General features: G+C 36.5%; 25 protein-coding genes and 2 pseudogenes. 19 read left to right on the top strand and 8 right to left on the bottom strand.

Annotated elements, in window-relative coordinates; all coding sequences use genetic code 11:
- The first annotated feature begins 13 nt into the window (after positions 1-13).
- The 10 genes from BAU27_RS13105 to BAU27_RS13060 all read left to right on the top strand — a co-directional run bounded on the left by BAU27_RS13105 (position 14) and on the right by BAU27_RS13060 (position 10,566).
- Positions 14-364 (top strand): thiamine transporter, encoded by a 351-nt coding sequence (locus BAU27_RS13105; protein ID WP_071748362.1) that lies wholly within the window; start codon positions 14-16, stop codon positions 362-364.
- Positions 365-404: 40 nt separating this feature from the next.
- The gene (locus BAU27_RS13100) at positions 405-1,343 is read left to right on the top strand and encodes an N-acetylmuramoyl-L-alanine amidase (protein WP_071771073.1); all 939 of its coding nucleotides are present in this window, start codon (positions 405-407) and stop codon (positions 1,341-1,343) included.
- A gap of 155 nt (positions 1,344-1,498) precedes the next feature.
- Positions 1,499-5,473: a DNA translocase FtsK gene (locus tag BAU27_RS13095; protein ID WP_071771072.1), complete on the top strand. Its 3,975-nt coding sequence runs from the start codon at positions 1,499-1,501 to the stop codon at positions 5,471-5,473.
- Between the two features lie 61 nt (positions 5,474-5,534).
- Entirely contained in the window at positions 5,535-6,653 is a 1,119-nt protein-coding gene (locus BAU27_RS13090) for a nicotinate phosphoribosyltransferase (protein WP_000658379.1), read from the top strand.
- Positions 6,654-6,905: 252 nt separating this feature from the next.
- Entirely contained in the window at positions 6,906-8,216 is a 1,311-nt protein-coding gene (murC, locus tag BAU27_RS13085; protein WP_071748359.1) for a UDP-N-acetylmuramate--L-alanine ligase, read from the top strand.
- A 192-nt stretch (positions 8,217-8,408) separates the two neighbouring features.
- A complete protein-coding gene (locus tag BAU27_RS13080) occupies positions 8,409-8,957 on the top strand; it encodes a GNAT family N-acetyltransferase (protein WP_071748358.1) in 549 nt (182 codons plus the stop codon).
- Positions 8,954-9,445 (top strand): GNAT family N-acetyltransferase, encoded by a 492-nt coding sequence (locus BAU27_RS13075; protein WP_071748357.1) that lies wholly within the window; start codon positions 8,954-8,956, stop codon positions 9,443-9,445. The genes BAU27_RS13080 and BAU27_RS13075 overlap by 4 nt, the downstream gene beginning before the upstream one ends.
- 74 nt (positions 9,446-9,519) lie before the next feature.
- Positions 9,520-9,924 (top strand): PH domain-containing protein, encoded by a 405-nt coding sequence (locus tag BAU27_RS13070; RefSeq protein WP_071748356.1) that lies wholly within the window; start codon positions 9,520-9,522, stop codon positions 9,922-9,924.
- Positions 9,921-10,103: a hypothetical protein gene (locus BAU27_RS32890; protein WP_071748355.1), complete on the top strand. Its 183-nt coding sequence runs from the start codon at positions 9,921-9,923 to the stop codon at positions 10,101-10,103. Before BAU27_RS13070 ends, BAU27_RS32890 begins: the two co-directional genes overlap by 4 nt.
- 16 nt (positions 10,104-10,119) lie before the next feature.
- Complete coding sequence (locus BAU27_RS13060) at positions 10,120-10,566, top strand: hypothetical protein (protein WP_071771071.1); 447 nt, start codon at positions 10,120-10,122, stop codon at positions 10,564-10,566.
- 39 nt (positions 10,567-10,605) lie between these two features.
- Here the strand turns inward: BAU27_RS13060 and BAU27_RS13055 are convergent, their stop codons facing one another.
- The gene (locus BAU27_RS13055) at positions 10,606-11,721 is read right to left on the bottom strand and encodes an aminopeptidase (protein ID WP_070180572.1); all 1,116 of its coding nucleotides are present in this window, start codon (positions 11,719-11,721) and stop codon (positions 10,606-10,608) included.
- A gap of 187 nt (positions 11,722-11,908) precedes the next feature.
- Here BAU27_RS13055 and BAU27_RS13050 point away from each other — a divergent pair, with 187 nt between their 5' ends.
- The 5 genes from BAU27_RS13050 (at position 11,909) to ccpA (ending at position 16,460) form a co-directional block, all read left to right on the top strand.
- Positions 11,909-12,418: a DUF948 domain-containing protein gene (locus BAU27_RS13050; RefSeq protein WP_083595995.1), complete on the top strand. Its 510-nt coding sequence runs from the start codon at positions 11,909-11,911 to the stop codon at positions 12,416-12,418.
- Between the two features lie 2 nt (positions 12,419-12,420).
- The gene (gene ytxJ, locus BAU27_RS13045) at positions 12,421-12,747 is read left to right on the top strand and encodes a bacillithiol system redox-active protein YtxJ (RefSeq protein ID WP_071748352.1); all 327 of its coding nucleotides are present in this window, start codon (positions 12,421-12,423) and stop codon (positions 12,745-12,747) included.
- 112 nt (positions 12,748-12,859) lie between these two features.
- A complete protein-coding gene (locus BAU27_RS13040) occupies positions 12,860-13,876 on the top strand; it encodes a CamS family sex pheromone protein (RefSeq protein WP_071748351.1) in 1,017 nt (338 codons plus the stop codon).
- 235 nt (positions 13,877-14,111) lie between these two features.
- On the top strand, positions 14,112-15,185 hold the full coding sequence (locus BAU27_RS13035) for a bifunctional 3-deoxy-7-phosphoheptulonate synthase/chorismate mutase (RefSeq protein ID WP_071748350.1): 1,074 nt from the start codon (positions 14,112-14,114) through the stop codon (positions 15,183-15,185).
- A 276-nt stretch (positions 15,186-15,461) separates the two neighbouring features.
- Positions 15,462-16,460 carry a catabolite control protein A gene (gene ccpA / locus BAU27_RS13030; RefSeq protein WP_071748349.1) on the top strand — a complete coding sequence of 333 codons (999 nt, stop codon included), beginning with the start codon at positions 15,462-15,464 and terminating at the stop codon, positions 16,458-16,460.
- A 34-nt stretch (positions 16,461-16,494) separates the two neighbouring features.
- On the opposite strand, the gene BAU27_RS13025 is transcribed toward ccpA, so the two are convergent.
- Entirely contained in the window at positions 16,495-16,857 is a 363-nt protein-coding gene (locus tag BAU27_RS13025) for a DUF4288 domain-containing protein (protein WP_071771081.1), read from the bottom strand.
- 1 nt (position 16,858) lies between these two features.
- A complete protein-coding gene (locus BAU27_RS13020) occupies positions 16,859-17,095 on the bottom strand; it encodes a DUF3949 domain-containing protein (RefSeq protein WP_071771082.1) in 237 nt (78 codons plus the stop codon).
- Between the two features lie 156 nt (positions 17,096-17,251).
- Between BAU27_RS13020 and BAU27_RS13015 the strand changes: the two genes are divergently transcribed.
- Positions 17,252-17,524, top strand: coding sequence for a DUF3917 domain-containing protein (locus BAU27_RS13015; protein WP_071748348.1), 273 nt, complete (start codon positions 17,252-17,254; stop codon positions 17,522-17,524).
- Positions 17,525-17,571: 47 nt separating this feature from the next.
- On the opposite strand, the gene mscL is transcribed toward BAU27_RS13015, so the two are convergent.
- The 3 genes from mscL to BAU27_RS13000 all read right to left on the bottom strand — a co-directional run bounded on the left by mscL (position 17,572) and on the right by BAU27_RS13000 (position 19,786).
- Positions 17,572-17,973, bottom strand: coding sequence for a large-conductance mechanosensitive channel protein MscL (mscL, locus tag BAU27_RS13010; RefSeq protein WP_071771070.1), 402 nt, complete (start codon positions 17,971-17,973; stop codon positions 17,572-17,574).
- 128 nt (positions 17,974-18,101) lie between these two features.
- Positions 18,102-19,028, bottom strand: coding sequence for a Gfo/Idh/MocA family protein (locus BAU27_RS13005; protein ID WP_071771069.1), 927 nt, complete (start codon positions 19,026-19,028; stop codon positions 18,102-18,104).
- A 77-nt stretch (positions 19,029-19,105) separates the two neighbouring features.
- Positions 19,106-19,786 (bottom strand): ankyrin repeat domain-containing protein, encoded by a 681-nt coding sequence (locus BAU27_RS13000; RefSeq protein WP_071771068.1) that lies wholly within the window; start codon positions 19,784-19,786, stop codon positions 19,106-19,108.
- Positions 19,787-20,019: 233 nt separating this feature from the next.
- Between BAU27_RS13000 and BAU27_RS12995 the strand changes: the two genes are divergently transcribed.
- From BAU27_RS12995 to BAU27_RS12985, 3 genes are all read left to right on the top strand, one after another.
- Entirely contained in the window at positions 20,020-21,474 is a 1,455-nt protein-coding gene (locus BAU27_RS12995; RefSeq protein ID WP_071771067.1) for a sensor histidine kinase, read from the top strand.
- Position 21,475: 1 nt separating this feature from the next.
- Complete coding sequence (locus BAU27_RS12990) at positions 21,476-22,165, top strand: response regulator transcription factor (RefSeq protein ID WP_071748343.1); 690 nt, start codon at positions 21,476-21,478, stop codon at positions 22,163-22,165.
- A gap of 126 nt (positions 22,166-22,291) precedes the next feature.
- A complete protein-coding gene (locus BAU27_RS12985) occupies positions 22,292-22,579 on the top strand; it encodes a hypothetical protein (RefSeq protein ID WP_071748342.1) in 288 nt (95 codons plus the stop codon).
- A gap of 69 nt (positions 22,580-22,648) precedes the next feature.
- Here BAU27_RS12985 and BAU27_RS31820 read toward each other — a convergent pair.
- Positions 22,649-22,792: pseudogene (locus tag BAU27_RS31820) on the bottom strand (alpha/beta fold hydrolase); the annotation flags it as partial.
- 193 nt (positions 22,793-22,985) lie between these two features.
- Positions 22,986-23,238: pseudogene (locus BAU27_RS12975) on the bottom strand (acetoin utilization protein AcuC); the annotation flags it as partial.

The following is a 23,238-nucleotide window of genomic DNA, read 5'->3' as shown; positions in this document are numbered from 1 at the left end:
AGGGGATAGACGTATGAAACAACAACCAAAAATTGCAGAACTTCTGAAACGAATTGAAACTTCAAAACAGCAAGATATCGAGTTAGGTTCCTATGAAATTTATTTGTTTAGCGAAAGTGAATTAGAAAAAGGGCAAGTCGGTTACCGATATGATAAACATAAAAATTCATTAATAAGTGAAGGAAATGGGAAGTGGCAAGAAGGATGGATTGCGATCGGATATGAAACGGATATGGGCGATCCAGTTTTCGTGAATGTGAATGTGGATGATGACGTTTATCCGGTTTATACTGCAGAGCGTGGTACAGAAACGTGGCAGCCTGTTTATATTGGAAATATGGATGATGTTATAAAACAATTATAAGAAGAACTTTGAGCCCGGTGCAAAGTGATGGGAGAGAAGCATGAGGTATATAAAAATAATGAGCATGATTGCATTCATTGGAATATATATGGGAGGTTGTTCGCAAGAAGAGCCGAAAAAAGAAACAACATCTTCTGTACAACAAAAAAATGATGATAAAAAGGAAGACGCACCGGTAGAAAAGCAGCAAGAAGAACCGCAGGCAATTCAAACGAATGAGCAAGTGGAACATAAGCAGGAGGAAGTGCCGACCGAGGAAAAGAAAGAGGAAACTACGCCAGTGCAACCAACAGAGCAACTTATGCAAAATAATGAACAAAAAGTAGAGAGTAAGGAAAAACAAGAAAAGTTTCTCGTCGTTATTGATCCAGGGCATCAACAAAAGGCGAATTTAAATTTAGAGCCGATTGGACCAGGAGCAACAACACAGAAATATAAAGTGACAGATGGTACAACAGGTGTTGTGACGAACAAGAGAGAGGCTGTCCTTGTATTAGAAATGGCTTTTATATTAAAAGAAAAGCTTGAAGCAAAAGGAATGCACGTATTGATGACGCGAACGTCGCATGAAGTTGATATAAGTAATAAGGAACGAGCAACATTCGCGAATGATCATAAAGCGAATTTATTTTTGCGCCTTCATGCAGATGGTTCTGAAAATCCAAATCAAAGTGGATTTGCTGTATTGACGCCGGCAGAAGGAAGTCCGTTTACGAAAGAGATTTATGCGGAAAGTCTTCAAATCTCTCAAACGATTGTAAATAAAATGAGAGAAAACAATCAGGTGAAAGTAAATGGGATTAAATTCAGGGACGATCTTTCTGGATTTAATTGGGCAAAAGTTCCTGGTGTACTATTAGAACTTGGATTTATGTCAAACCCTGAAGAAGATAAAAAATTATCTGACCCACAGTATGTAAATTCTTTATTGCAAAGTGTAACGGATAGTGTAGATGAATATCGAAAGAGTAAAGCTTAAACGCAGTCTTACATGAGAGGTTGCGTTTTTTTATATGAAAACACTCGTAAATTAGAATATTATGGATAAATATGACATGCTTAATTTTACCTGCACTTTTTGCCGAATGCTGATACAATAAAGGATGTTACTATTTAGTAGAAAGAGTGGTAAGCATGTTAGATTGGATGAAAAAGCTGTTTAACAAAGAGGAAGAACAAACAGCGATGAATAAAGAAGTACCAAAGCAAACTGAAAGTCAGCCGAAAATTCCTCGTGTAAACCACTACACTGAAGCAAGAGAAGCACAAATGGCAAGTAGGAACGCAGGTAAATGCCGTTTTCCATTAATACCAGATGATGGATTTGAAGAGGATGATGTAAAAGAATTACCCCACTTTGAAGAACAACCTGTTCAAAGAGGAGTATATGAAAATCAGCCGACTCAAAGAGGAATAAAAGTGGAAAGAAGTAGGCGACCATATGTGGAGAAGGTAGTTTCTACATATGAAGAGCCGGAAGTGCAATATGAACCGCAGCGAGAACCTGTCGTAAAAAAAGCATCCGTACCGTCGCAAGAAAATAACCGTAGACCATTTCGTCCAACAGAAATGATTTCGCCAATTTACGGATATAATCGTCCTTCTGTAGAGAAAAAGGTAGAAAAGCAGGAGGAAGAACAGGAAAGAGAAGATCTTGAAATATCTGTAGAGGGCAAATCAGTCGTTGATGCATGGTTAGAGAAAAAAGGATATACATTATCTGATTTCTCAGAAGGGCAAGCAACGAATTCTTCTCCTAGTCATGAAGGAGTTAGTCAACAAGGTAAAAAGAAAGAAAAATCAGTTGTTGATCAATGGTTAGAGAAAAACGGTTATGAAATTGAACGCCAAGAGCCTTTAGTAGAAGAGGAAGAAGTAGTTCAAGAAATAAATACACCGCAGGAAGTTTCAGTGGATGAATTACTTCGTAAAACGGTAGCTGAGCGTACGGGAGATGCAAAGCAAGAAAAAGATGTAGTGGTGTTAAACGAAAGCATTCTACAAGAAGAATTAGTAGATTCTAAAGTAGAGCACGAGGGTACAATCTTATCAGAAGAAATTAAACGTAATACAGAAATAGAAGAAGCTACTATTGAAGTAGAAAAGAAAATTCCAGAAGAAGCAGTGATTGTCAAAGCAGAAGAAAAACTTGAAGAAACAATTATTGTGGAAATACCAGAAGAATTTGAAGAAGTTACAGAAGCCGAAGAGCCAGAAGAAGTGGAAGTAATTGCAGAAGCCGAAGAGTTAGAAGAAGTGGAAGTAATTGTAGAAGCCGAAGAGCCAGAAGAAACGGAAGTAATTACAGAAGCCGAAGAGCCAGAAGAAGCGGAAGTAATTGCAGAAGCCGAAGAGCCAGAAGAAGTGGAAGTAATTGCGGAAGCCGAAGAGCTAGAAGAAGTGGAAGTAATTGCAGAAGCCGAAGAGTTAGAAGAAGTGGAAGTAATTGTAGAAGCCGAAGAGTTAGAAGAAGTGGAAGTAATTGCGGAAGCCGAAGAGCCAGAAGAAGTGGAAGTAATTGCGGAAGCCGAAGAGTTAGAAGAAGTGGAAGTAATTGCGGAAACAGAAGCGCCAGAAGAAGCGGAACCTGTAGCACTTGAGGAAACGCAGCAAGAAATGTTGTTAAATGAAGCAATTGAACAAAAGAATGAATTCATACATGGTGCTGATGCTGATGAACAAACGAAGAAAGATGTTCAAAGCTTTGCGAATGTTTTAATTGCAGAAGAACAACAAGTTGTAGAAGAAGCACTGATTGCGGAAGAACAACAAGTTGTAGAAGAAGCGCCGGTTGTGGAAGAACAACAAGTTGTAGAAGAAGCACCGATTGCGGAAGAACAACAAGTTGTAGAAGAAGCACTGATTGTGGAAGAACAACGAGTTGTAGAGGAAGCACCGATTGCGGAAGAACAACGAGTTGTAGAGGAAGCACCGATTGTGGAAGAACAACAAGTTGTAGAAGAAGCACCGGTTGTGGAAGAACAACAAGTTGTAGAAGAAGCACCGATTGTGGAAGAACAACAAGTTGTAGAAGAAGCACCGATTGCGGAAGAACAACAAGTTGTAGAAGAAGCACCGATTGTGGAAGAACAACCAGTTGTACAAAAAGAAGAGCCAAAACGTGAGAAAAAGCGTCATGTACCATTTAATGTTGTTATGTTAAAACAAGACAGGACACGATTAAGGGAAAGACATGCGGCTAGAATGAATGCAATGCAACCTTCTATGAGTGAACGAGTAGAGAATAAGCCTGTACACCAAGTAGAAGAACAGATGCAACAAGAGATAATAGAATCACAAGTGGAAGAAAAGCCAATGCAGCAAGAGATAATAGAATCACAAGTGGAAGAAAAGCCAATGCAGCAAGTGATAGTAGAACCACAAGTGGAAGAAAAACCAGTGCAGCAGGTAGTGGTAGAACCACGAGTGGAAGAACGTCCAGTGCAGCAAGTAGTAGTAGAACCACAAGTGGAAGAACGTCCAGTGCAGCAAGTAGTGGTAGAATCACGAGTGGAAGAACAACTAATGCAGCAAGTAGTAGTAGAACCACAAGTGGGAGAAAAACCAGTGCAACAGGTAGTGGTAGAGCAAGTACAAAAGCCAAATTCAAGTACGGAAGTACAAGAGAAAGCATATGTTGTAAATCAAAGAGAGAACGATATGCGAAATGTATTGCAAACACCACCGACATATGCAATTCCGCCATTAACATTGTTGTCAATTCCACAGCAAGCAGCGTTAGATAATACGGAATGGTTGGATGAACAGAAAGAATTATTAGATACAACGTTTAATAATTTTCATGTTGGTGCACATGTTATTAACGTATCGCAAGGTCCAGCAGTAACTCGTTTTGAAGTACAGCCAGACCCAGGTGTGAAAGTAAATAAAATTACAAATTTAAGTGATGATATTAAGTTAAGCTTAGCTGCGAAAGATATTCGTATTGAAGCACCAATTCCAGGGAAGAGTGCGATTGGAATCGAAGTTCCAAATAAAGAAAGTAAGCCAGTATTTCTTCGTGAAATTTTAAGAAGTCCTGTGTTTACAAAGAGCGAATCACCGCTTACAGTTGCGCTCGGGCTTGATATTTCAGGCGATCCAATTGTAACTGATATTCGGAAAATGCCACACGGACTTATTGCGGGTGCAACAGGTTCTGGGAAAAGTGTGTGTATTAACGCAATTTTAACGAGCATTTTATATAAAGCGAAACCGCATGAAGTGAAGTTAATGTTAATCGATCCGAAGATGGTTGAGCTTGCACCATACAATTCTGTTCCACATCTTGTAGCACCTGTTATTACTGATGTAAAAGCAGCAACAGCTGCGCTAAAGTGGGCAGTTGAAGAGATGGAACGTCGTTATGAATTGTTTGCGCATGCTGGTGCTCGTGATTTAACTCGTTACAATACGATTGTAAGTGGGAGAGAAATCCCAGGTGAGACGTTACCTTATATTGTAATCGTCATTGACGAGTTAGCGGACTTAATGATGGTTGCTCCTGGTGATGTTGAGGAAGCGATTTGTCGTATTGCACAAAAAGCTCGTGCTTGTGGTATTCACTTATTAGTTGCGACGCAGAGACCATCTGTAGACGTTATTACAGGTTTAATTAAATCAAACATTCCAACGCGTATTGCGTTTACAGTATCATCTCAAGTTGATTCGCGTACGATTATCGATATTGGGGGCGCGGAGAAATTACTTGGTCGTGGTGATATGTTATTCTTAGGAAACGGTACGTCTAAACCGGTTCGTGTACAAGGTGTATATGTATCGGATGATGAGATTGAGAAAACAGTTGATCATGTGAGAAAGCAAATGAAGCCGAACTACTTATTTAAGCAAGAGGATTTATTAGCGAAAACAGAACAAGCTGAGTCGGAAGACGAATTGTTCTTTGACGCATGTCAATTTGTTGTAGAACAAGGGGGAGCGTCCACATCTTCTGTACAGCGAAAATTCCGCATCGGTTATAATCGCGCGGCACGTCTAATTGAAGAGATGGAATCGCAAGGGATTATTTCTGAAGGAAGAGGAACGAAACCGAGAGATGTCCTTATTTCTGAGGATGAATTCGCTGCTATGCAGGAAACAAATGTATAGTAAACGGTTTTGCTGTATACTAATAGAAAATGTTGGATAGTAAAGTAGGGAGTAAAGCGACATGAAAGAAATTGAATTAAAATTAAAAGGTGAAATAAATCGACTAACAAATAGAACATTTAAATTTGACGAGCGAGTTGGAGAAGGATGGTTCTCTGCCGTTTACTTTTTAAAAACTAGAGAAATCATTGAAGAATTTCGCCCGAAAAGTGTTGTAACAATGCAGTTCTTCCAAAAGGAACATGCAGTTCTTTGCGGAACAGATGAGGTAATCGCATTGCTACAAACATTTGCCAAAAATCCTGAGGAATTAGAAATTCATTCTTTAAAGGATGGCGATAATATTAGTCCGTTTGAAACAGTTTTAACAATTCATGGTCCTTATGAAAATTTCGGATTTTTAGAAGGTGTAATTGATGGGATTTTAGCTCGTCGTACATCAGTTGCGACAAACGTATATAACGTTGTCCAAGCTGCACGTAGTGTAGATAAAGAAAAACCAGTTATTTTCATGGGAGATCGTGATGATCATTATACGCAACAAGCTGGTGACGGTTATGCGGCATACATCGGAGGTATGAGCGCACAAGCGACGCATGCAATGAATGAGTGGTGGGGCAGAAGTGGTATGGGGACGATGCCTCACGCATTAATTCAAATGTTTAATGGTGATGTTGTTGAAGCTGCAAAAGCGTATCATAAGAAATTCCCAGAAGATGAATTAGTTGTATTAATTGATTACAATAATGATGTCATTACAGATGCACTTCGCGTAGCTCGTGAATTTGGATCAACATTAAAAGGTGTGCGTGTTGATACGTCTCGTACAATGATTGATCAATACTTCATTCGTCACCCAGAAGTACTTGGAACATTTGATCCACGTGGTGTAAATCCATCGCTTGTATTTGCACTTCGTAAAGCTCTTGATGAGGAAGGGTTCCAACATGTAGATATCGTTGTAACTGGTGGATTTGATGAGAAGCGTATTCGTGAATTCGAAGCTCAAAATGTTCCTGTCGATATATATGGAGTAGGAAGTAGCTTATTAAAAATGAATATTGGCTTTACTGGTGATAACGTAGAATTAAATGGAAAACCAGAAGCAAAAGCAGGTCGTAAATACCGTCCAAATCCACGTCTAGAGCGTGTTCAATTAGAAACAAAAGAAGATATGTAAAAATGAGAAAAACTGATAGGTGATTGACCCTATCAGTTTTTCTGTTATCATAGTATAACAGCTGGTTTTTTGCTATAATAAGTTTGTTATGGACATAAAAAGAAGTACGTACGTGGTTATCCTGATAAGTGAAGATTAAAGAAAACTTTGCTTCATCAGAAATGTATGATGATTACCAAAATAAGAAAAGATTCATATACTGTCTTATAGATAGGCCGTTGTATTAGTTCGAAATGTTGGAGGTTCTTTAAGATGACAGTTTACCATTTTGTAGGAATTAAAGGAACAGGAATGAGTTCATTAGCGCAAATTCTTCATGACATGAAGCATACTGTTCAAGGGTCTGATTATGAAAAGCGTTTCTTTACACAAACAGCATTGGAAAAGCGTGGTATTTCCATCCTTCCTTTTGATAAGAATAATATTAAAGAAGGACAAGTGATTATCGCAGGAAATGCATTTCCTGATACGCATGAAGAAATCGTAGCAGCAAAAGAATTAAATATCCCAGTACATCGTTACCATCACTTCTTAGGTGATCTTATGGATCAGTACACAAGTGTTGCTGTAACTGGTGCACATGGAAAAACATCAACTACAGGTTTGTTAGCCCATGTAATGCAAGGCGCACACCCAACATCTTATCTTATTGGAGATGGAACTGGGCATGGGGTAGAAAATAGTAAGTATTTTGTATTTGAAGCTTGTGAGTATCGTCGTCATTTCTTGTCTTACTATCCAGACTATGCAATTATGACAAACATTGATTTTGATCATCCAGATTATTTTACAGATGTCAATGATGTATTCAGTGCATTCCAAGAGATGGCATTGCAAGTGAAAAAAGGCATTATTGCATGTGGAGATGATGAAGAACTTCAAAAAATTCAAGCGAAAGTACCTGTTATTTTCTATGGATTTGGAGAAGATAATGATTTCCAAGCACGTAACATCCAAAAGAGAACAGATGGTACTATATTCGACGTATTCGTTCGTAATACGTACTATGACACGTTCAAAATCACAGGATATGGCGATCACAGCGTATTAAATGCATTAGCAGTAATCGCGCTTTGCCATTATGAAAACGTTGATGTAGAAGCAGTTAAGCATCAGCTAACAACTTTTGAAGGCGTAAAACGTCGCTTTAATGAAAAGCCAATGGGAGAACAAGTTATCATTGATGACTATGCACACCATCCGACAGAAATTAATGCAACGATTGAAGCAGCTCGTCAAAAACATCCAGAGCGAGAAGTTGTCGCTGTATTCCAGCCACATACATTCTCACGTACAGAGAAATTTTTAGATGAGTTCGCGGAAAGCTTAAGTAAAGCTGACCAAGTATACTTATGTGATATTTTCGGATCAGCACGTGAAAACAAAGGTGAATTAACAATTGAAGATCTGCAGAAGCGTATTGACGGTGCAGAACTAATTACAGATACAACAACGGATGTATTAAAGAAACATAAAAACGGCGTTCTTATCTTCATGGGCGCAGGAGACATCCAAAAATTCGAAGCAGCTTACGTAAAAGAAGTTCAAGTTGCAGAGAAGTAATAGAAAAGACGCATAGCTTGGCTGTGCGTCTTTTTTGTGCTGTTTTGGGTGAACAGCGTTGTCGAATCTAGTCGGTAAGCCGATGTAACTGCCTTTGTGTTCGATATATTTTAAAAATTGTTGATATATTATGGTGCATTCCTTCAAATTAAAATGTTAGAATAATAAGAAAACTAAAAGGGGCTAAAAAACATGTTCACACTTCGAGTAGATGATGAAATTGAACTACAACTATTAGAAAAACATCATAAAGAGGAACTATATGAATTAATAGATCAGAATCGTACCTATTTAAGAAGATGGCTTCCATGGGTGGATGGGACGAAATCTGCTGATGCGTATAATGAGATTTTTCCGATGTGGTTAAAGAAATTTGCAGAGGGAGACGGTTTTGAAAGTGGCATACGTTATAAAGGAAAGCTTGTTGGTATGGTAGGTATTCATCCAGTGAGTTGGGGGAAGAAAGCAGCGAGTCTCGGATATTATCTTGCAGAAGATGCTGGCGGGAAAGGTATTATGACGCGTAGCGTGAAGGCTGTACTTCACTATGCATTTGAAAATCTAAAGCTGAATAAAATTGAAATCAGATGCGGTGTTGAAAATGCAAAAAGCCGCGCTATTCCAGAGCGTTTAGAGTTTAAGTTAGATGGTATTTTAAGAGATGAAGAATGGCTATACGATCACTTCCACGATATTGCTGTATACAGTTTACTAGCTTCAGAATGGAAGGAGATTCGATGAACGAGAAGATTCATATTGTTCCGTATGAAAGTAAATTTCAAGAGGAAGTAGTAAATCTTATCGTTCATATTCAGCAAAAAGAGTACAATGTCCCAATTACGAAAGAAGAGCAACCTGACTTACTTGAAATAGAAACGTTCTATCAAAGGAATCACGGAAGCTTTTGGGTAGCAACGTACGGTGGAAAAGTAGTTGGAACAGTAGCTTTATTAGATATTGGGGGTCAGCAAGTAGCGCTAAGAAAAATGTTCGTAAAAAAAGAGTTTCGCGGAAAAGAATGGGGCGCATCACATATGCTACTTCAAAAAGCGATTTCGTGGGCTGAGAATAAAAAGCTGAAAGATATTTATTTGGGAACAACAGTGAAATTTTTAGCGGCGCATCGTTTTTATGAAAAGAATGGTTTCCAAAATGTGAATGTAGAAGAGTTACCAAAAAGTTTTCCAGTGTTAGAGGTAGATAAGAAATTTTATAGGTATACTATTTAAAAAGGTCATTCATAAATGATTTTTTTATGAACTAAAATGGAAACAATGGTATAATTTGGATAGGGGGTGTGGGTATGAACTTTCCGATTCAAAGAAGTAAGTCTGCGATAATTCTCGTTAGTCTAACGTTAGCTTTTATGGTGGTATATCCGATTGTAATGTTCTTTACAAGAAAAGGGGATTGGGTTTCAGCTCTAATTGGGATGGGGTTATGCTTCATTGTAAATGGCCCTCTCGTTTGGGAAATATTTATTAAAAAACATAAAGTAGAAAATGGTGTGCTAAAATACGGCGTTTTAAATGAAGATGTTATATTGAAAGATATTATAATTATTCGCCAAGTTGGGAAGTCTCTTGAAATTACGACGAATGCATATAAGGTACATATGATTGGGATGCCGCAAGATATGAATGAATTCTTGGCGCTTATTGAGAAAGAAAATCCATATGTGAAAATAGAAATGGTAGGTAAGAAATGAAATATGTAAAATCTTTATTTTGTTTGGAAATTTTGCTGGTGCTTGCTATTTGCACTAGAGTATATATTAAGTGGGACTTGCCTTTATATGTCCCAATATTAATAGGGATTATTGCAGTGACACTTTTATTTTATTTCCATTCGCAGCAAATGAAGAATGAGAAACATAGCTCTTTATAGTGCAGGGGGATTAGAAATGAAAAAAATCTGTATGTTATTTTTGCTTCTATTAACGGCATCTGTTCTTTTCATAGGATGTAGTGCGAAGAAAGAGAAGTCTGACGTTAGCTTAGAAAAGGCACAAAAAATTGAAGTTGAATCCCTTATTGATTCGAGTGATAAAAAAACAATTACCGATAAGAAAGAAATCAAAAAGTTGTTTGAATCAATCAAAATGGATGAGTGGGAAATGGAATCGGCTCCTATGGATACTCCGCAAGGGAAAACGTTTAAAATGTATCAAGAGGATACACCAAAATTATTGGATTCGAGTAAAGATAAAAAAGAGTTACATGAAATTGGTACTATGACAGTATATAAAGATGTTCCTTATGTTGAGGTTGAATTGAAAATTAATAAGCTAAAAAATAAAAATAGTTTTAAAGTACCAGAAGATGTGGCTAAAAAATTATTAGAGTATTAATGAAAAAGCGCTCGGATAGAATTCCGAGCGCTTTTCATATTATTTTAAGTTCTCTGGGTTTAAAGCTTCTAATTCAGGTACAACGAAGCGTCCGTCTTTACGGATTAGTACGTCGTCGAAGTAAATTTCGCCGCCGCCGTATTCAGGGCGTTGGATGCATACTAAATCCCAATGGATGTTAGAGTTGTTACCGTTCCATGCATCGTCGTAAGCTTGTCCAGGAGTGAAGTGGAAGCTGCCATCAATTTTTTCATCGAATAGAATGTCTCCCATTGGATGTAAGATGTATGGATTTACGCCGATTGCGAACTCACCAACGAAGCGTGCGCCTTCGTCTGTATCGAAGATTTTGTTAATGCGCTCTGTATCGTTTGCAGTTGCTTCAACGATCTGGCCATTCTCGAATTTAAGTTGTACATTTTCAAATGTATAACCGTTGTAAGGAGATGGTGTATTGTAAGAAACTGTACCGTTAACAGAATCACGAACTGGCGCAGAGTATACTTCACCGTCTGGAATGTTTAAATGACCTGAGCATTTAATAGCTGGAATGTCTTTAATAGAGAATGTTAAGTCAGTTCCAGGACCAGTTAGGCGAACTTTATCTGTTTTATTCATTAATGTAACAAGGCTATCCATCGCCTTATCCATTTTACCGTAGTCTAAGTTACATACTTCGAAGTAGAAGTCTTCGAAAGCTTCTGTGCTCATTTTAGCAAGCTGCGCCATAGAAGCATTTGGGTAGCGAAGAACAACCCATCGTGTTTTCGGAACACGGATGTCTCTATGAACTTTCTTACCAACTGTTTGACCGTGAACTTTCATGCGCTCACTTGGCACGTCAGCTTGTTCGTTAATGTTATCGCCAGAGCGAAGACCGATATAAGCGTCCATATCTTTCATTACGCTTGCTTCATATGCAGCGATTTGTTCGAAATGTTCTTCAGTAGCCCCCATTAATAAAGAGCGATCTACTTGATGATCTTTTAAAGAAACGAATGGGAAACCACCAGCTGCATATGCTTCTTTTACAAGTGCAGTTACAAGCTCTTTTTGTAAGCCAAAGTTTTCAATTAATACTTTTTCGCCTTTTTGTAAGCGGATAGAGTAGTTAATTAAATTGTATGCTAACTTTTCAATGCGTGGATCTTTCATATGTAAAGCCTCCCTACTAATTATGTATCCTCTCCTATTGTAACCTACTTAGTGGAATTTGTTGAATCATTTATGTTAAAGTTAACGAATAAGTATGAAAATTCTAATGAAAAGATAGGGATTAGAACGAAACGGAAAATGATTGTATAATGGGAGAAAGTATGAAAAAGATAAAGGAAGTGATGAAATGCAAGTTCTTTTATATGTAAGTGCGGCTATTATTGCGGTTGCTTTCGCTGTATTAGTAGTGTATGTATGCAGAACGTTGTTATCGGTTCAGAAAACGTTAGAAAATGTTGCGAGCACGTTAGAGGGTTTAGAAAAGCAAATGCAAGGAATAAGTGTAGAGACGGAGCAATTATTACATAAGACAAATGCGTTAGCTGATGATATTCAACAGAAGTCACAGTCGCTAAATAAAGTAGTAGAAGGTGTGGATGGAATCGGAACGACGATTCACTCTTTAAATACGAAGCTTCGCAATGTATCAGAGTCTGTTACGGACGAAATTGAAAATAATGCAGATAAAGTAGCACAAGTTGTGCAATGGAGCAGTGCAGCAATTGAAGTATACAACCATTACCGTGCTACGAGACAAGAGAAAAAGGTTGAAAAAGAAGAGCGTAAACTTGAGAGAGCTGAGCAGAAGGCTGAAAAGAGAGAAAAACGCTCTAGACTTCGCATGAGAGGTGAGTAACGATGAGTATGATGAAGATTGAAACGATTGAAGAACTTGAAGCGTTAGTAGAAAAGAACGAGCCTTACGTTCTTTTTAAGCATAGTACGACATGCCCAATTAGTCACGGTGCATATACTGAGTTTCAAGCGTATTGCCGTGAAGAAAGAGAAGTGCCAGCATATTATTTATACGTACAAGAGGCGAGAGATGTTTCGAACCATGTTGCAGAGCAGTACAGCATTAAACATGAATCTCCGCAAGTGCTATACATAAAAGATGGAATGGTAGTATGGCATACATCGCATTGGAATATTAAAAAAGAAGCTTTAGAAGAGAATGTAAAATAGAGAGAGGCAAGCGAAGGGCTTGCTTCTTTTTTATTTTGTTGCAATATATTTATGGTACACTATAGATACTTTAAAACTAAGTAAATTGACTTTTGAAAGTGGGTTTTAAGCAATGAAGAAAATGGCGTTATTCATCGCAAGCTTAAGTTTATTACTGGGGGCTTGCAGTAATAATACTATTGAGAAGAAAGATGAAGTTGTACAGAAAGATACGAAAGAAAAAAGTATGATCCCAAGAACTGCTGTTTCTAAGGATTACTATAGAACTGTTATTCCTTTAAAAGAACAAAAGGTAATTAATACAGTTAATGTTAAAACTAATTCTAAACTAGATTTAGCAGAATATGAAAATGGTTTAATGAATATTGCTTCAAAACAATTCGATACAGAAAATTACGTATTACAATTAAATCAATATATTCCAGAGAAAACAATTGATGAATTAGTTACGAAACAAGGAGTACCAGTTTTGACTAATATTATAGAACAGGACTACTTCGGCAAACAGAATTCAAATGAACTAAGCTTATCTGGTGTAGTTATTGGTTTATCTATGTCTTCAAGTGTATCTAATGAGGAAGCTATTTCTAAAGGGACTGAAGTTGCCAAGCAACTTATAGAAGCAATTAATAAAAATGATAAATATAACAAATCTCCGATTACGTTTGCTATATTTAAGCAAGAAAGTACAAGCTCTTTAAAGAATGGTACTTATATTTCAAGCGCTACGGTTCAAAAGAATGAGACTAACCTTGGAAATTGGGATACTATTGATGAAAAATCGTATTCGTATCCTTCTCAAGAATTTGCGGGAGCACAAGGAGAAGACAATAAAAAGTTAGATGATTTTTCAGAAGCAATAAAGAAATTCTCTCCAGGAGATTATATCCCTGTTAATGCTAAGATTTCTTATAAGCAAAATAAGATGGATAAATTAAAGATGGATATTGTCGTTAAATATAATGGTAAGTCAGAATTAATGGCGCTTTCTCAAATGGCTGCTCAAAGTATGGTAGAAAAATTCCCTAAAGATGCTAAAGTTCAATTACAGATAAAGTCTGAGAGTAAAATCGAGGCTGTTATTATAAAAGAGAAGAACAGCGATAAACCGTTCGTTTCTTTCCTATAAAATAAAAAAGACAGTTTTTAAGCTGTCTTTTTTATTTTATAAATTTTCCGGAATACAGTAATTTAAATTTATACTACGGATTTTCTGCTTTCTTATTATGCTATTTCCACGTCTTTTTTCTATCTGTTTCATACAGTATTCTATGTTGTATATCGTGTGACAACCTCGTATGTATCAGCTATAATAAGTTATCTTAAAAAAGTTAATGAAGAAATTTAAAAGAGGTGGCTTTCTTATGGCATCACAAGAGTTAGATCGATTACGTTCTAGCATCGATCAAATCAACCTACAATTATTAGAGTTATTGAATGAAAGAGGCCGTCTCATGCAAGAGGTTGGAAACTTAAAAGAAGTACAAGGTGTGAAACGTTTTGACCCTGTACGTGAAAGAGAAATGTTGAATTTACTTGCGGAGAATAATAATGGTCCATTTGAAACATCGACCTTACAACATATTTTTAAACAAATTTTTCAAGCTGGTTTAGAACTACAAGAAGACGATCATCGCAAAGCGCTACTTGTTTCTCGTAAGAAAAAAGCAGAAGATACGATTGTGGAGATTAATGGAGAGAAAATTGGCGATGGAAACCAACATTTTATTATGGGACCATGTGCTGTAGAAAGTTATGAACAAGTACGCCAAGTTGCAGAAGCAATGAAAGAGCAAGGTCTGAAACTAATGCGTGGTGGTGCTTTCAAGCCTCGTACATCTCCATATGATTTTCAAGGTCTTGGATTAGAAGGATTGCAAATTTTACGCCAAGTTGCAGATGAATATAATTTAGCTGTTATTAGTGAGATTTTAAATCCGAATGATATTGAAATGGCATTAGATTATGTTGATGTTATTCAAATTGGCGCTCGCAACATGCAAAACTTCGAGTTATTAAAAGCAGCTGGTGCTGTAAATAAGCCGATATTATTAAAGCGTGGTTTATCCGCAACAATTGAAGAATTTATTAATGCGGCAGAATATATTATGGCAGAGGGGAACGGTAATATCATTTTATGCGAACGAGGTATTCGCACATATGAAACAGCAACGCGTAATACGCTTGATATTTCCGCTGTGCCAATTTTAAAGAAAGAAACACATTTACCTGTCGTTGTCGATGTAACGCATTCTACAGGGCGACGTGACCTTCTATTACCAGCTGCAAAAGCGGCTATGGCAATTGGTGCTGATGCTATTATGGCTGAAGTACATCCGGACCCAGCAGTTGCATTATCAGATGCATCACAACAAATGGATATTCCAGAATTCAATGAGTTTATGAAAGAATTAAAAGCATTCGGAAGTAAATTATAAAAAGATTTTTTAGTCTATGTAGCCTTTGTTACATAGACTTTTTACAAAAATTGCCCTTTTTTGCATAAAAAATACGAAAATACGAGAAAAGAAGCGAATTTTTTCGAAACTTTTGCGGGAAAATATTGTATGAGCCTGCGTTTTTATCGTATCATTAGTAAAAGGAAGAACTCGGGACGATTGTTGGCATCTGCAAATAGAGTTGATGTCTTTTTTTCATTCAAGTGAACCGATACATAAAAATAGATAACATAAATAGAAGGAGTGTACGAAGAGATGAACGTAACAATCTATGATGTAGCTCGTGAAGCGAACGTTTCAATGGCTACCGTATCACGTGTTGTGAACGGTAACCCAAATGTAAAGCCTACAACAAGAAAGAAAGTATTAGAAGCAATTGATCGTTTAGGATACCGCCCAAATGCGGTAGCACGTGGACTAGCAAGTAAGAAAACAACTACAGTGGGTGTTATTATTCCTGATATCTCAAATACGTTTTATGCAGAACTTGCTCGTGGAATTGAAGATATCGCAACAATGTACAAATATAACATCATTTTAAGTAACTCTGATCAAAACAAAGAGAAAGAGTTCCACTTATTAAATACGATGCTTGGGAAACAAGTGGACGGGATTGTTTTCATGGGTGAAGATATTACAGATGTTCACATTGAAGAATTCAAAAAATCTCCAGTACCGATTGTATTAGCAGCATCATTTGATGAGCAAAATGAAACGCCATCAGTAAATATTGATTATACACAAGCAGCTTACGATGCAATGAAGCATTTTATTGAGCAAGGACATAAACGTATCGGTTTCGTCTCTGGTCCTTTCATTGATAAAGCGGGAAGCGCGAAGAAGTTACAAGGTTATAAAAAGGCTTTAGAAGAAGCTGGTATTTCATATGATGAAAATCTCGTAATCGATGGAGATTACACGTATGATTCAGGTATCGAAGCATTCGAAAAACTTTGGAGCATGGATGAGAAGCCAACAGCAATCTTCGTATCTTCTGATGAAATGGCACTAGGTGTAATCCACGCAGCACAAGACGCTGGATTAAACGTACCAACTGATATAGAAGTGCTTGGCTTTGATAACACACGCCTTGCATTAATGGTACGCCCGCAGCTTTCAACAGTTGTACAACCAATGTATGATATCGGTGCAGTAGCAATGCGTCTATTAACAAAGTATATGAACAAAGAAAAAGTGGAAGATCACACTGTTATTTTACCTCACCGTATCCAATTTAGAGATTCAACGAAGTAAGAATAAAAAAGCTCACAGCGATTGCTGTGAGCTTTTATTCATATTCAGGGTAGTATTTTTTTACTACTGTATCTACAGTTTCATTTTTCTTAACATGTAAAAATCTTGCGTATAACTCTGTTCCTGTTTCAAATGATGTATCATTTAATTCAAACACATGTAACACTTTTTGAAACTTCCATGTGACTTGTTCACCGTACATATTATCGTACGGTTCTTCAGAGTGCATAGCGATTTTTTCGCCTAATTCGTGAGCTTCCTCTAGGTCGTTTGCTTTAACAAGGATAATACTTTCTTCAAAAAGTGTATCGTGATTTTCTTCATAATACTCATCAATTTTAGTAGGAGCAGGCTCACCAGAATGAACAGATTCAAACAATAATTTTACAGCGTACATATTATGCTGCATGTTTCACTTTATAAATAATACTTGCGACAAGCGAAGCAGGTATTGTAAATACGTTACTTTGATAATGATGATGTACTTGGGATTCTTCATAAGACATTTTGTCGTATAGTTCATTTTGTGACACATTCATTTTCTTTTGTTTGTCCTTGAGTACTTTAATGTAGTTGTACTGTATTGGGACGAGAATGATGAAATAAGCTAATATAATTAGTGAAATCCAGAGCATTATGAACACTCCCTTACAAAGAATATTTTCATGTTGTAATGCTTTCGCTATATTTGTTAGTGATTCCTTGTTATATGTCACATAAATGCAAATTCACCTATTATAGGGCAATGTCATGTATAATAGAAAGAAAAGGCTTGTGAGGGGGGAAAAGAGATGATCGTTCTTTGGATAATTACGCTTTGTATGACTGCTATTTTTGCATATATGACGTTAAAACAAAATGGCTTAAAGCGATTTGTTCCAGGAAGTATTCTTGCAGGAATTGCCCTTATCACGTATGTAATTTCTATTTTTACTGAAAGTATTTCGATAGATGTAAGTACGAGCTTAATGTTTATTGGCATTACACTATTTGCAGGTAGCATTATGGTACTGATGGTTGCAGGTATTATTATATTTATTCATATGAATTCGGAAACGTTATAGCATAAAAAAAGGCATGCCCCTTAGGGGCATGCCTTTTGTCCGTTCAATTATGCTCTATCTTTAGAAGAGTTTTGTTGTTTTAGTAAGTCGCGAATTTCGCCAAGAAGAACTTCTTCTTTTGTTGGTTCTGGAATTTTTTCTGTCTTTTCTTCTTCTTCTCTTTTAGATGTTAGTTTGTTGAAAACTTTAACAAACATAAAGATAGCAGCTGCAATAATTAAGAAATCAAAAATAGTCTGGATGAAGTTACCATACATAATAGATGACTTACCAAATGTAAGTTTTAAATCTGTAAAGTCAACGCCGCCTAATACCATACCAAGTAATGGTGTGATGATATCTTTTACTAAAGAACTAACGATTTTACCGAATGCAGCACCGATTACAACCCCGACAGCTAAATCAATTACATTCCCTTTGAACGCGAATTTTTTAAACTCGTTCCACATGTGTCAATCCCACCCTTTCCACGATTCATTATGAAATTTATAATTCCTATCAACATATTCTATAGAAATTTGTGATAGAAATAAAGAGGAAATGGGAATGAAAGTAAATTCTGAAAAATGTATCCGTTTTAATTTTTGTTTACATCATCTAATAAAGATTGGAGCATTTGCTGCGTTTTTAATCCTTCTGCCCCATCTACTAACGGTTTCGTATCTCCATGTACACAGTCAATAAAATGATGAACAGCATCTTCAAAACCGCGCTGCTTTAATGTCGTTTCCCATGACGGAGAACCGCTTTGTGAAACAGAGTTTTCTTCTTCAACTTCAAATGTATTCATATTTTTTACACGAATGATTTTTCCTGTCGTTACAAGTTCAATTTGTTCTAAGTTTGTACCTGCATGACGGTGCATGGCTGTAGAGAGTAAGAGCCCGTTTGCGGTTGTATATGTATGATGTCCATAAAGGAGTTCATTTTTTTCGTTTATTTGCATCATATTATGAACGACGTTAAGGTTATCATTAGCTAACCAGCGAGCAGTATCTACAATATGTAAGTAATCATCTAGCATAGTAAAATCGTACGTATTTGGCCCTACTTTATTTGTGCGGTGCTTTTCAATTCGAATCCATGAAATATCATTAGCTTGTTCTTTGGCAGTGACGTACATAGGAACGAAACGGCGATTAAATCCAACCATTAACTTTCGATTATACTTTTCACTCATTTCGACTAGTTTTTCAGATTGTTCCACTGTAGCAGCTAGCGGTTTATCTACATAAACATCGATTCCTTTTTCAAGAAGTGTAGAAACGATTTCATAATGTGTAGCAGTTGAACTATGAACGAAGATTGCATCACATTCTGAAGCTAACGTTTCAATAGAATGAAAGTCTTGAATACGATATTGCTGGCAAATTTGTTTTCTTTTCTCTGCATTAGGTGTAAATGCCCCTACAAAATTCCAGTTTGTTTCACTTGTAAGTGTTGGGAGGTAAGCTTTTTGTGCAATACTTCCAAGGCCAATCATCCCGATTTTAGGTTTGTTCATGTTTATTCCCACCCTATCAATATTGATGTAACGGCTTAAATGTAGCATAGGGCGGGGGAGGAAGGCAAAAAGTAGGATTACTTCTGTCCCTCTAATAAAATCTTCTCTATCTCTTCAAAGTTATGAACACGGGCATGTTGCAATGGGGTAACACCATCGTTGTCTGGAATATTTACATCAGCGCCATGTTCAATTAGAAGGCGAATGACTTGTTGCTGTGTTTCATCTCCGTTACTTAGTACGATAGCTTCCATTAAAGCTGTCCATCCGAGGTTATTTACATGGTTTACATTAATATTTGTTCGAGTGAGGAGTTCTTCTATAACATCAATATAGCCATGTTCTGATGCGGGAATAAGAGCTGTTCCGCCGTAACGATTCGTAAGCGATGGATCTGCGCCGGCATCAATCGTTAGTTTTAAAATATCCAAATAACCTTCTGCACCGGCGTATAGAAAGGGATTGTTTTTCATATCATCTTGGATATTTACGTCAGCACCAGATTCGATAAGCGCTTTTGCGGTTTTTACATCATTTTTGTATGTAGCAATCATAAGAGGGGTACGTCCTTTATTGTCCGTTATATTTATGTCAGCCCCTTTTTTGAGTAATGATATAACAGTGTTTGTTTCCTGTTTCTCAGTAGCTGCTAGTAGTGCTGTTTCCATGTTTGTCATCTCCTTTTTAACTTCTTGTTCTTGCGAGCAACCTTGTAAAAAAATTACGCAACATATCATGCTTAATGTTTTTTTGAACATGGAATTTCAACCTCCTAATTTCAACTGTAGAATAAGAACATTAAATTTTTATAAACTGACGCTAAAATTACTATAAAATCGCTTGAGTATTTGAAAATATATTTTTATGCTTATGAATATGAAGGATGGGTAAAGTGAAACTTTAATCAGTGGGGAGGGTTCATCCCCCGCTGATTATTAGTTGAAACAATCGGACTGCCCGCAAATAGCGGGGTAAAGTGAGGATATAAATGATGTCTATTAAAACAAGGTTTTTATTTTCTTATATCGCTGTCATTTTCGTTTCTATTACGCTTATATTAGTCGCGGGATTTTTAATCGTTTTTTCGATAACAGGTGACTTGGAAGCAGTGAAAAATTTCTATAAAAGTTCTTACATTCAAAAGCCGCTTACACCAGAAGAAGAGAATGCCTATCTTGAGTTGAAGTCAGCCGCCAAACAGCATCAATCTCAATTGTTTGATGAGTCGTTTGTGTCAGCAATAGAAAAAGATGGTGTGAAAATAGTTGTAAGAAAAGGAGAAACACTTTCATATGCTTCAAACGTATTTGAAAGTGTTTCTTTAAAAGAAGCTCTTCCGAAATTTGAATCAGCAAATATTAATAGTCGTGGTACAACGGAACTAGGCGATACATTTTATCGATATGTAAAATTTGATTTTTATTTTCCACAGAAAGAAGAAGGAAGTATATTTGTATTAAAAAAACAAAGTTCGTTTGTAGATCTTACGCAAAAATTATTTCCAATTTTGTTCGTATCACTTTTACTGTTAGCCATTTTGCTTATTGGATTATTAAGTTATCTCGTCTCAAGAAGTGTAATAAAGCCAATCTTTGTATTGAAAGATGCGACTGAGAAGATTAAAGAAGGAAATTTAGATTTTCAAATGCCAGTTACATCGCACGATGAAATAGGACAATTAAATCAAGGGTTTGAGGAAATGAGGAAGAGGTTAAAAGAATCGATTGAAGTACAAACGCAGTATGAAGAAAATCGAAAAGAGCTCATTTCAAACATCTCTCATGACTTGAAAACACCAATTACATCTATTATCGGATATGTGGAAGGAATAAAGGATGGGGTAGCAAATACACCTGAAAAAATGGATAAGTACTTAACGACTATCCATACGAAAGCAAGACATATGGATACACTCATTGATGAACTATTTTTATTTTCGAAGCTTGATTTGAACCGAGTTCCCTTTCAGTTTGAAACGGTTGAATTAAATATGTTTATGCAGGAATTAATAGAAGAGATGCAGATGGATTTAAGTAAAGAAGGTATAGAAGTTAACTTACAATTACATGCGTCACCACTATATGTAACGGCTGATTGCGAAAAGATCAATAGAGTGATATCAAATTTAATTCATAATAGTGTGAAATACATGGATAAAGAAGAAAAGAAAATTACTGTAACAGTATCGAGTGATAGCAATAAAGTCATTGTGAAAGTAATGGACAATGGGTCAGGTATAGAAACTGATACGCTGCCGTATATATTTGAGCGGTTTTATCGTACAGAGCAATCGCGAAATTCTAGCACAGGTGGAAGTGGACTTGGTTTAGCGATAGCGAAGCAAATTGTTGAAGAACATGGTGGAGGAATTTGGGCGGAAAGTAAGCTTGGGGAAGGTACAAGTATTTTCTTCTCATTGAAAAAAGTACAGGAATGTGGTGAGTAGAATGAAGAGAATTTTACTAGTAGAAGATGAAATAAGTATTGCAGAATTACAGCGAGATTATTTAGAAATTAGTGATTTTCAAGTTGATGTAGAGCATTCAGGAGAAGTAGGTTTACAAATGGCCCTGCAAGAAGACTACGATTTAATTATTTTAGATATTATGCTTCCGAAGATGAATGGATTCGAAATTTGTAAACAAATACGTGCTGTAAAAGATATTCCGATTTTACTTGTTTCAGCAAAGAAGGAAGATATAGATAAAATTCGCGGACTCGGATTAGGTGCGGATGATTATATAACGAAACCGTTTAGTCCAAGTGAATTAGTCGCAAGGGTAAAAGCACATATTTCTCGTTATGAAAGATTATCAGGAAATATAAGTAAGCAACGTGATACGCTATATATACATGGAATCTCTATCGATCAACGAGCGAGGAAAGTTTTTATAAACAATGAAGAAATCGCGTTTACAACGAAGGAATTTGATTTATTAACCTTTTTTGTAATGCATCCAAACCAAGTGTTAAATAAAGAACAGTTATTTGAACGTATTTGGGGATTAGACTCAGCTGGCGATTTAGCAACGGTTGTTGTTCATATAAGAAAGCTACGTGAAAAAATTGAAAGAGACCCTGCTCACCCGCAATATATTGAAACAGTTTGGGGAGCTGGTTATCGTTTTAATGTGTAGGGAACCTGTCAAATTGTTGACAGGTTTTTTTGTATGTTATTCGAATTGAAAGGGAAAAATAGGTAATTCGTGTTAAGATATAAAGAGAAATAAAACATAGGAGAGTATGAGAGGGTGTGATATATTTTGGGAGATACATTAAAAGATAATAAATCAAACAAGGCTTTAAGGATTGGAACTAATGTCATACTTGTTTTATTACTAGTAGGTGCAATACAAATGTTTTACGATAAAGATAATACAAATGATCATTACGGTGGGTTATTTATGATGGTCTTTTGGATAATTAAAATGATTTCTAGTTTTACGATCAGTTTAAAAGAAGGAGATAAAAAGTCAGTATTCATTGATTTAGGTTTAGTGATTTTTTCTGTTCTTCTTTTGGTTGTTACTAGTGTGAAATATTTCTTTTGAAAAAGCTCATAGTCTTATAGAGGCTGTGAGCTTTTTATCAGTGTTTAGATTGCCTTAATAATAACGGTACTAGTGTAACGATTTATAAAGTTTCTGAGTAGTAGAAATAAATTGAGCAGCTTCTTCCAAAAAGGGATAATGGTTACTCTCTTCAAATGTTACAAAAATAGAATTACGTATACCCTCATGCATCTCGCTAGAATATTGAATTGGGCCAGTCCATTAGTACATAAAAATATATCAGCGATTATTAGAATATATCGGCGAATCTTGAAATATATCAGCGATTATCAAAATATATCGGCGCAACTCAAAATATATCAGCGATTATTAAAATATATCGACTTACCGACAGAAACCGACAATAAATAAAAGGAGGCTGTTCAAAAACGAGCCTCCTTTTTGTTTAGTACAAAGATTTTGTCATATTATTCCGAATAATTTCAAGGGATTTCGCTACAGTTAATGCGTTCTTTTCTTCAATTTCTGGTTTACGGGGGATAGGTTTATACATGTTGTCTGGGTCTTCCCATGTGAGGGGAAGTTCTGTTTCGGCTTGTCCTTTCCAAGCGTCAATCCATTCTGGAGGGAGATAACCTGAGATGTTTTGGATGTTGTTCATTTCGAGCCAAATAAGTGCCCAAGCTCTTGGGACGACG

Source organism: Bacillus sp. NH11B (assembly GCF_001884205.1).
Lineage (GTDB): Bacteria > Bacillota > Bacilli > Bacillales > Bacillaceae_G > Bacillus_A > Bacillus_A proteolyticus.
Note: the sequence above shows the minus strand (reverse complement) of the source record. Positions and strands in the feature narration are given on the sequence as shown.

Bases quoted from the DNA above. Each gene is read 5' to 3' on its own strand.
- BAU27_RS13095 (WP_071771072.1), top strand. From the start codon at position 1,499: ATGTTAGATTGGATGAAAAAGCTGTTTAACAAAGAGGAAGAACAAACA.
- murC (WP_071748359.1), top strand. From the start codon at position 6,906: ATGACAGTTTACCATTTTGTAGGAATTAAAGGAACAGGAATGAGTTCA.
- BAU27_RS13055 (WP_070180572.1), bottom strand. From the start codon at position 11,721: ATGAAAGATCCACGCATTGAAAAGTTAGCATACAATTTAATTAACTAC.
- BAU27_RS13040 (WP_071748351.1), top strand. From the start codon at position 12,860: ATGAAGAAAATGGCGTTATTCATCGCAAGCTTAAGTTTATTACTGGGG.
- BAU27_RS13070 (WP_071748356.1), top strand. From the start codon at position 9,520: ATGAACTTTCCGATTCAAAGAAGTAAGTCTGCGATAATTCTCGTTAGT.
- ytxJ (WP_071748352.1), top strand. From the start codon at position 12,421: ATGAGTATGATGAAGATTGAAACGATTGAAGAACTTGAAGCGTTAGTA.
- BAU27_RS13075 (WP_071748357.1), top strand. From the start codon at position 8,954: ATGAACGAGAAGATTCATATTGTTCCGTATGAAAGTAAATTTCAAGAG.
- BAU27_RS13090 (WP_000658379.1), top strand. From the start codon at position 5,535: ATGAAAGAAATTGAATTAAAATTAAAAGGTGAAATAAATCGACTAACA.
- BAU27_RS13100 (WP_071771073.1), top strand. From the start codon at position 405: ATGAGGTATATAAAAATAATGAGCATGATTGCATTCATTGGAATATAT.
- BAU27_RS13020 (WP_071771082.1), bottom strand. From the start codon at position 17,095: ATGCTCTGGATTTCACTAATTATATTAGCTTATTTCATCATTCTCGTC.
- ccpA (WP_071748349.1), top strand. From the start codon at position 15,462: ATGAACGTAACAATCTATGATGTAGCTCGTGAAGCGAACGTTTCAATG.
- BAU27_RS12995 (WP_071771067.1), top strand. From the start codon at position 20,020: ATGTCTATTAAAACAAGGTTTTTATTTTCTTATATCGCTGTCATTTTC.
- BAU27_RS13035 (WP_071748350.1), top strand. From the start codon at position 14,112: ATGGCATCACAAGAGTTAGATCGATTACGTTCTAGCATCGATCAAATC.
- BAU27_RS13060 (WP_071771071.1), top strand. From the start codon at position 10,120: ATGAAAAAAATCTGTATGTTATTTTTGCTTCTATTAACGGCATCTGTT.
- BAU27_RS13105 (WP_071748362.1), top strand. From the start codon at position 14: ATGAAACAACAACCAAAAATTGCAGAACTTCTGAAACGAATTGAAACT.
- BAU27_RS12990 (WP_071748343.1), top strand. From the start codon at position 21,476: ATGAAGAGAATTTTACTAGTAGAAGATGAAATAAGTATTGCAGAATTA.
- BAU27_RS13080 (WP_071748358.1), top strand. From the start codon at position 8,409: ATGTTCACACTTCGAGTAGATGATGAAATTGAACTACAACTATTAGAA.
- BAU27_RS13005 (WP_071771069.1), bottom strand. From the start codon at position 19,028: ATGAACAAACCTAAAATCGGGATGATTGGCCTTGGAAGTATTGCACAA.
- BAU27_RS32890 (WP_071748355.1), top strand. From the start codon at position 9,921: ATGAAATATGTAAAATCTTTATTTTGTTTGGAAATTTTGCTGGTGCTT.
- mscL (WP_071771070.1), bottom strand. From the start codon at position 17,973: ATGTGGAACGAGTTTAAAAAATTCGCGTTCAAAGGGAATGTAATTGAT.
- BAU27_RS13025 (WP_071771081.1), bottom strand. From the start codon at position 16,857: ATGTACGCTGTAAAATTATTGTTTGAATCTGTTCATTCTGGTGAGCCT.
- BAU27_RS13015 (WP_071748348.1), top strand. From the start codon at position 17,252: ATGATCGTTCTTTGGATAATTACGCTTTGTATGACTGCTATTTTTGCA.
- BAU27_RS13000 (WP_071771068.1), bottom strand. From the start codon at position 19,786: ATGTTCAAAAAAACATTAAGCATGATATGTTGCGTAATTTTTTTACAA.
- BAU27_RS13050 (WP_083595995.1), top strand. From the start codon at position 11,909: ATGCAAGTTCTTTTATATGTAAGTGCGGCTATTATTGCGGTTGCTTTC.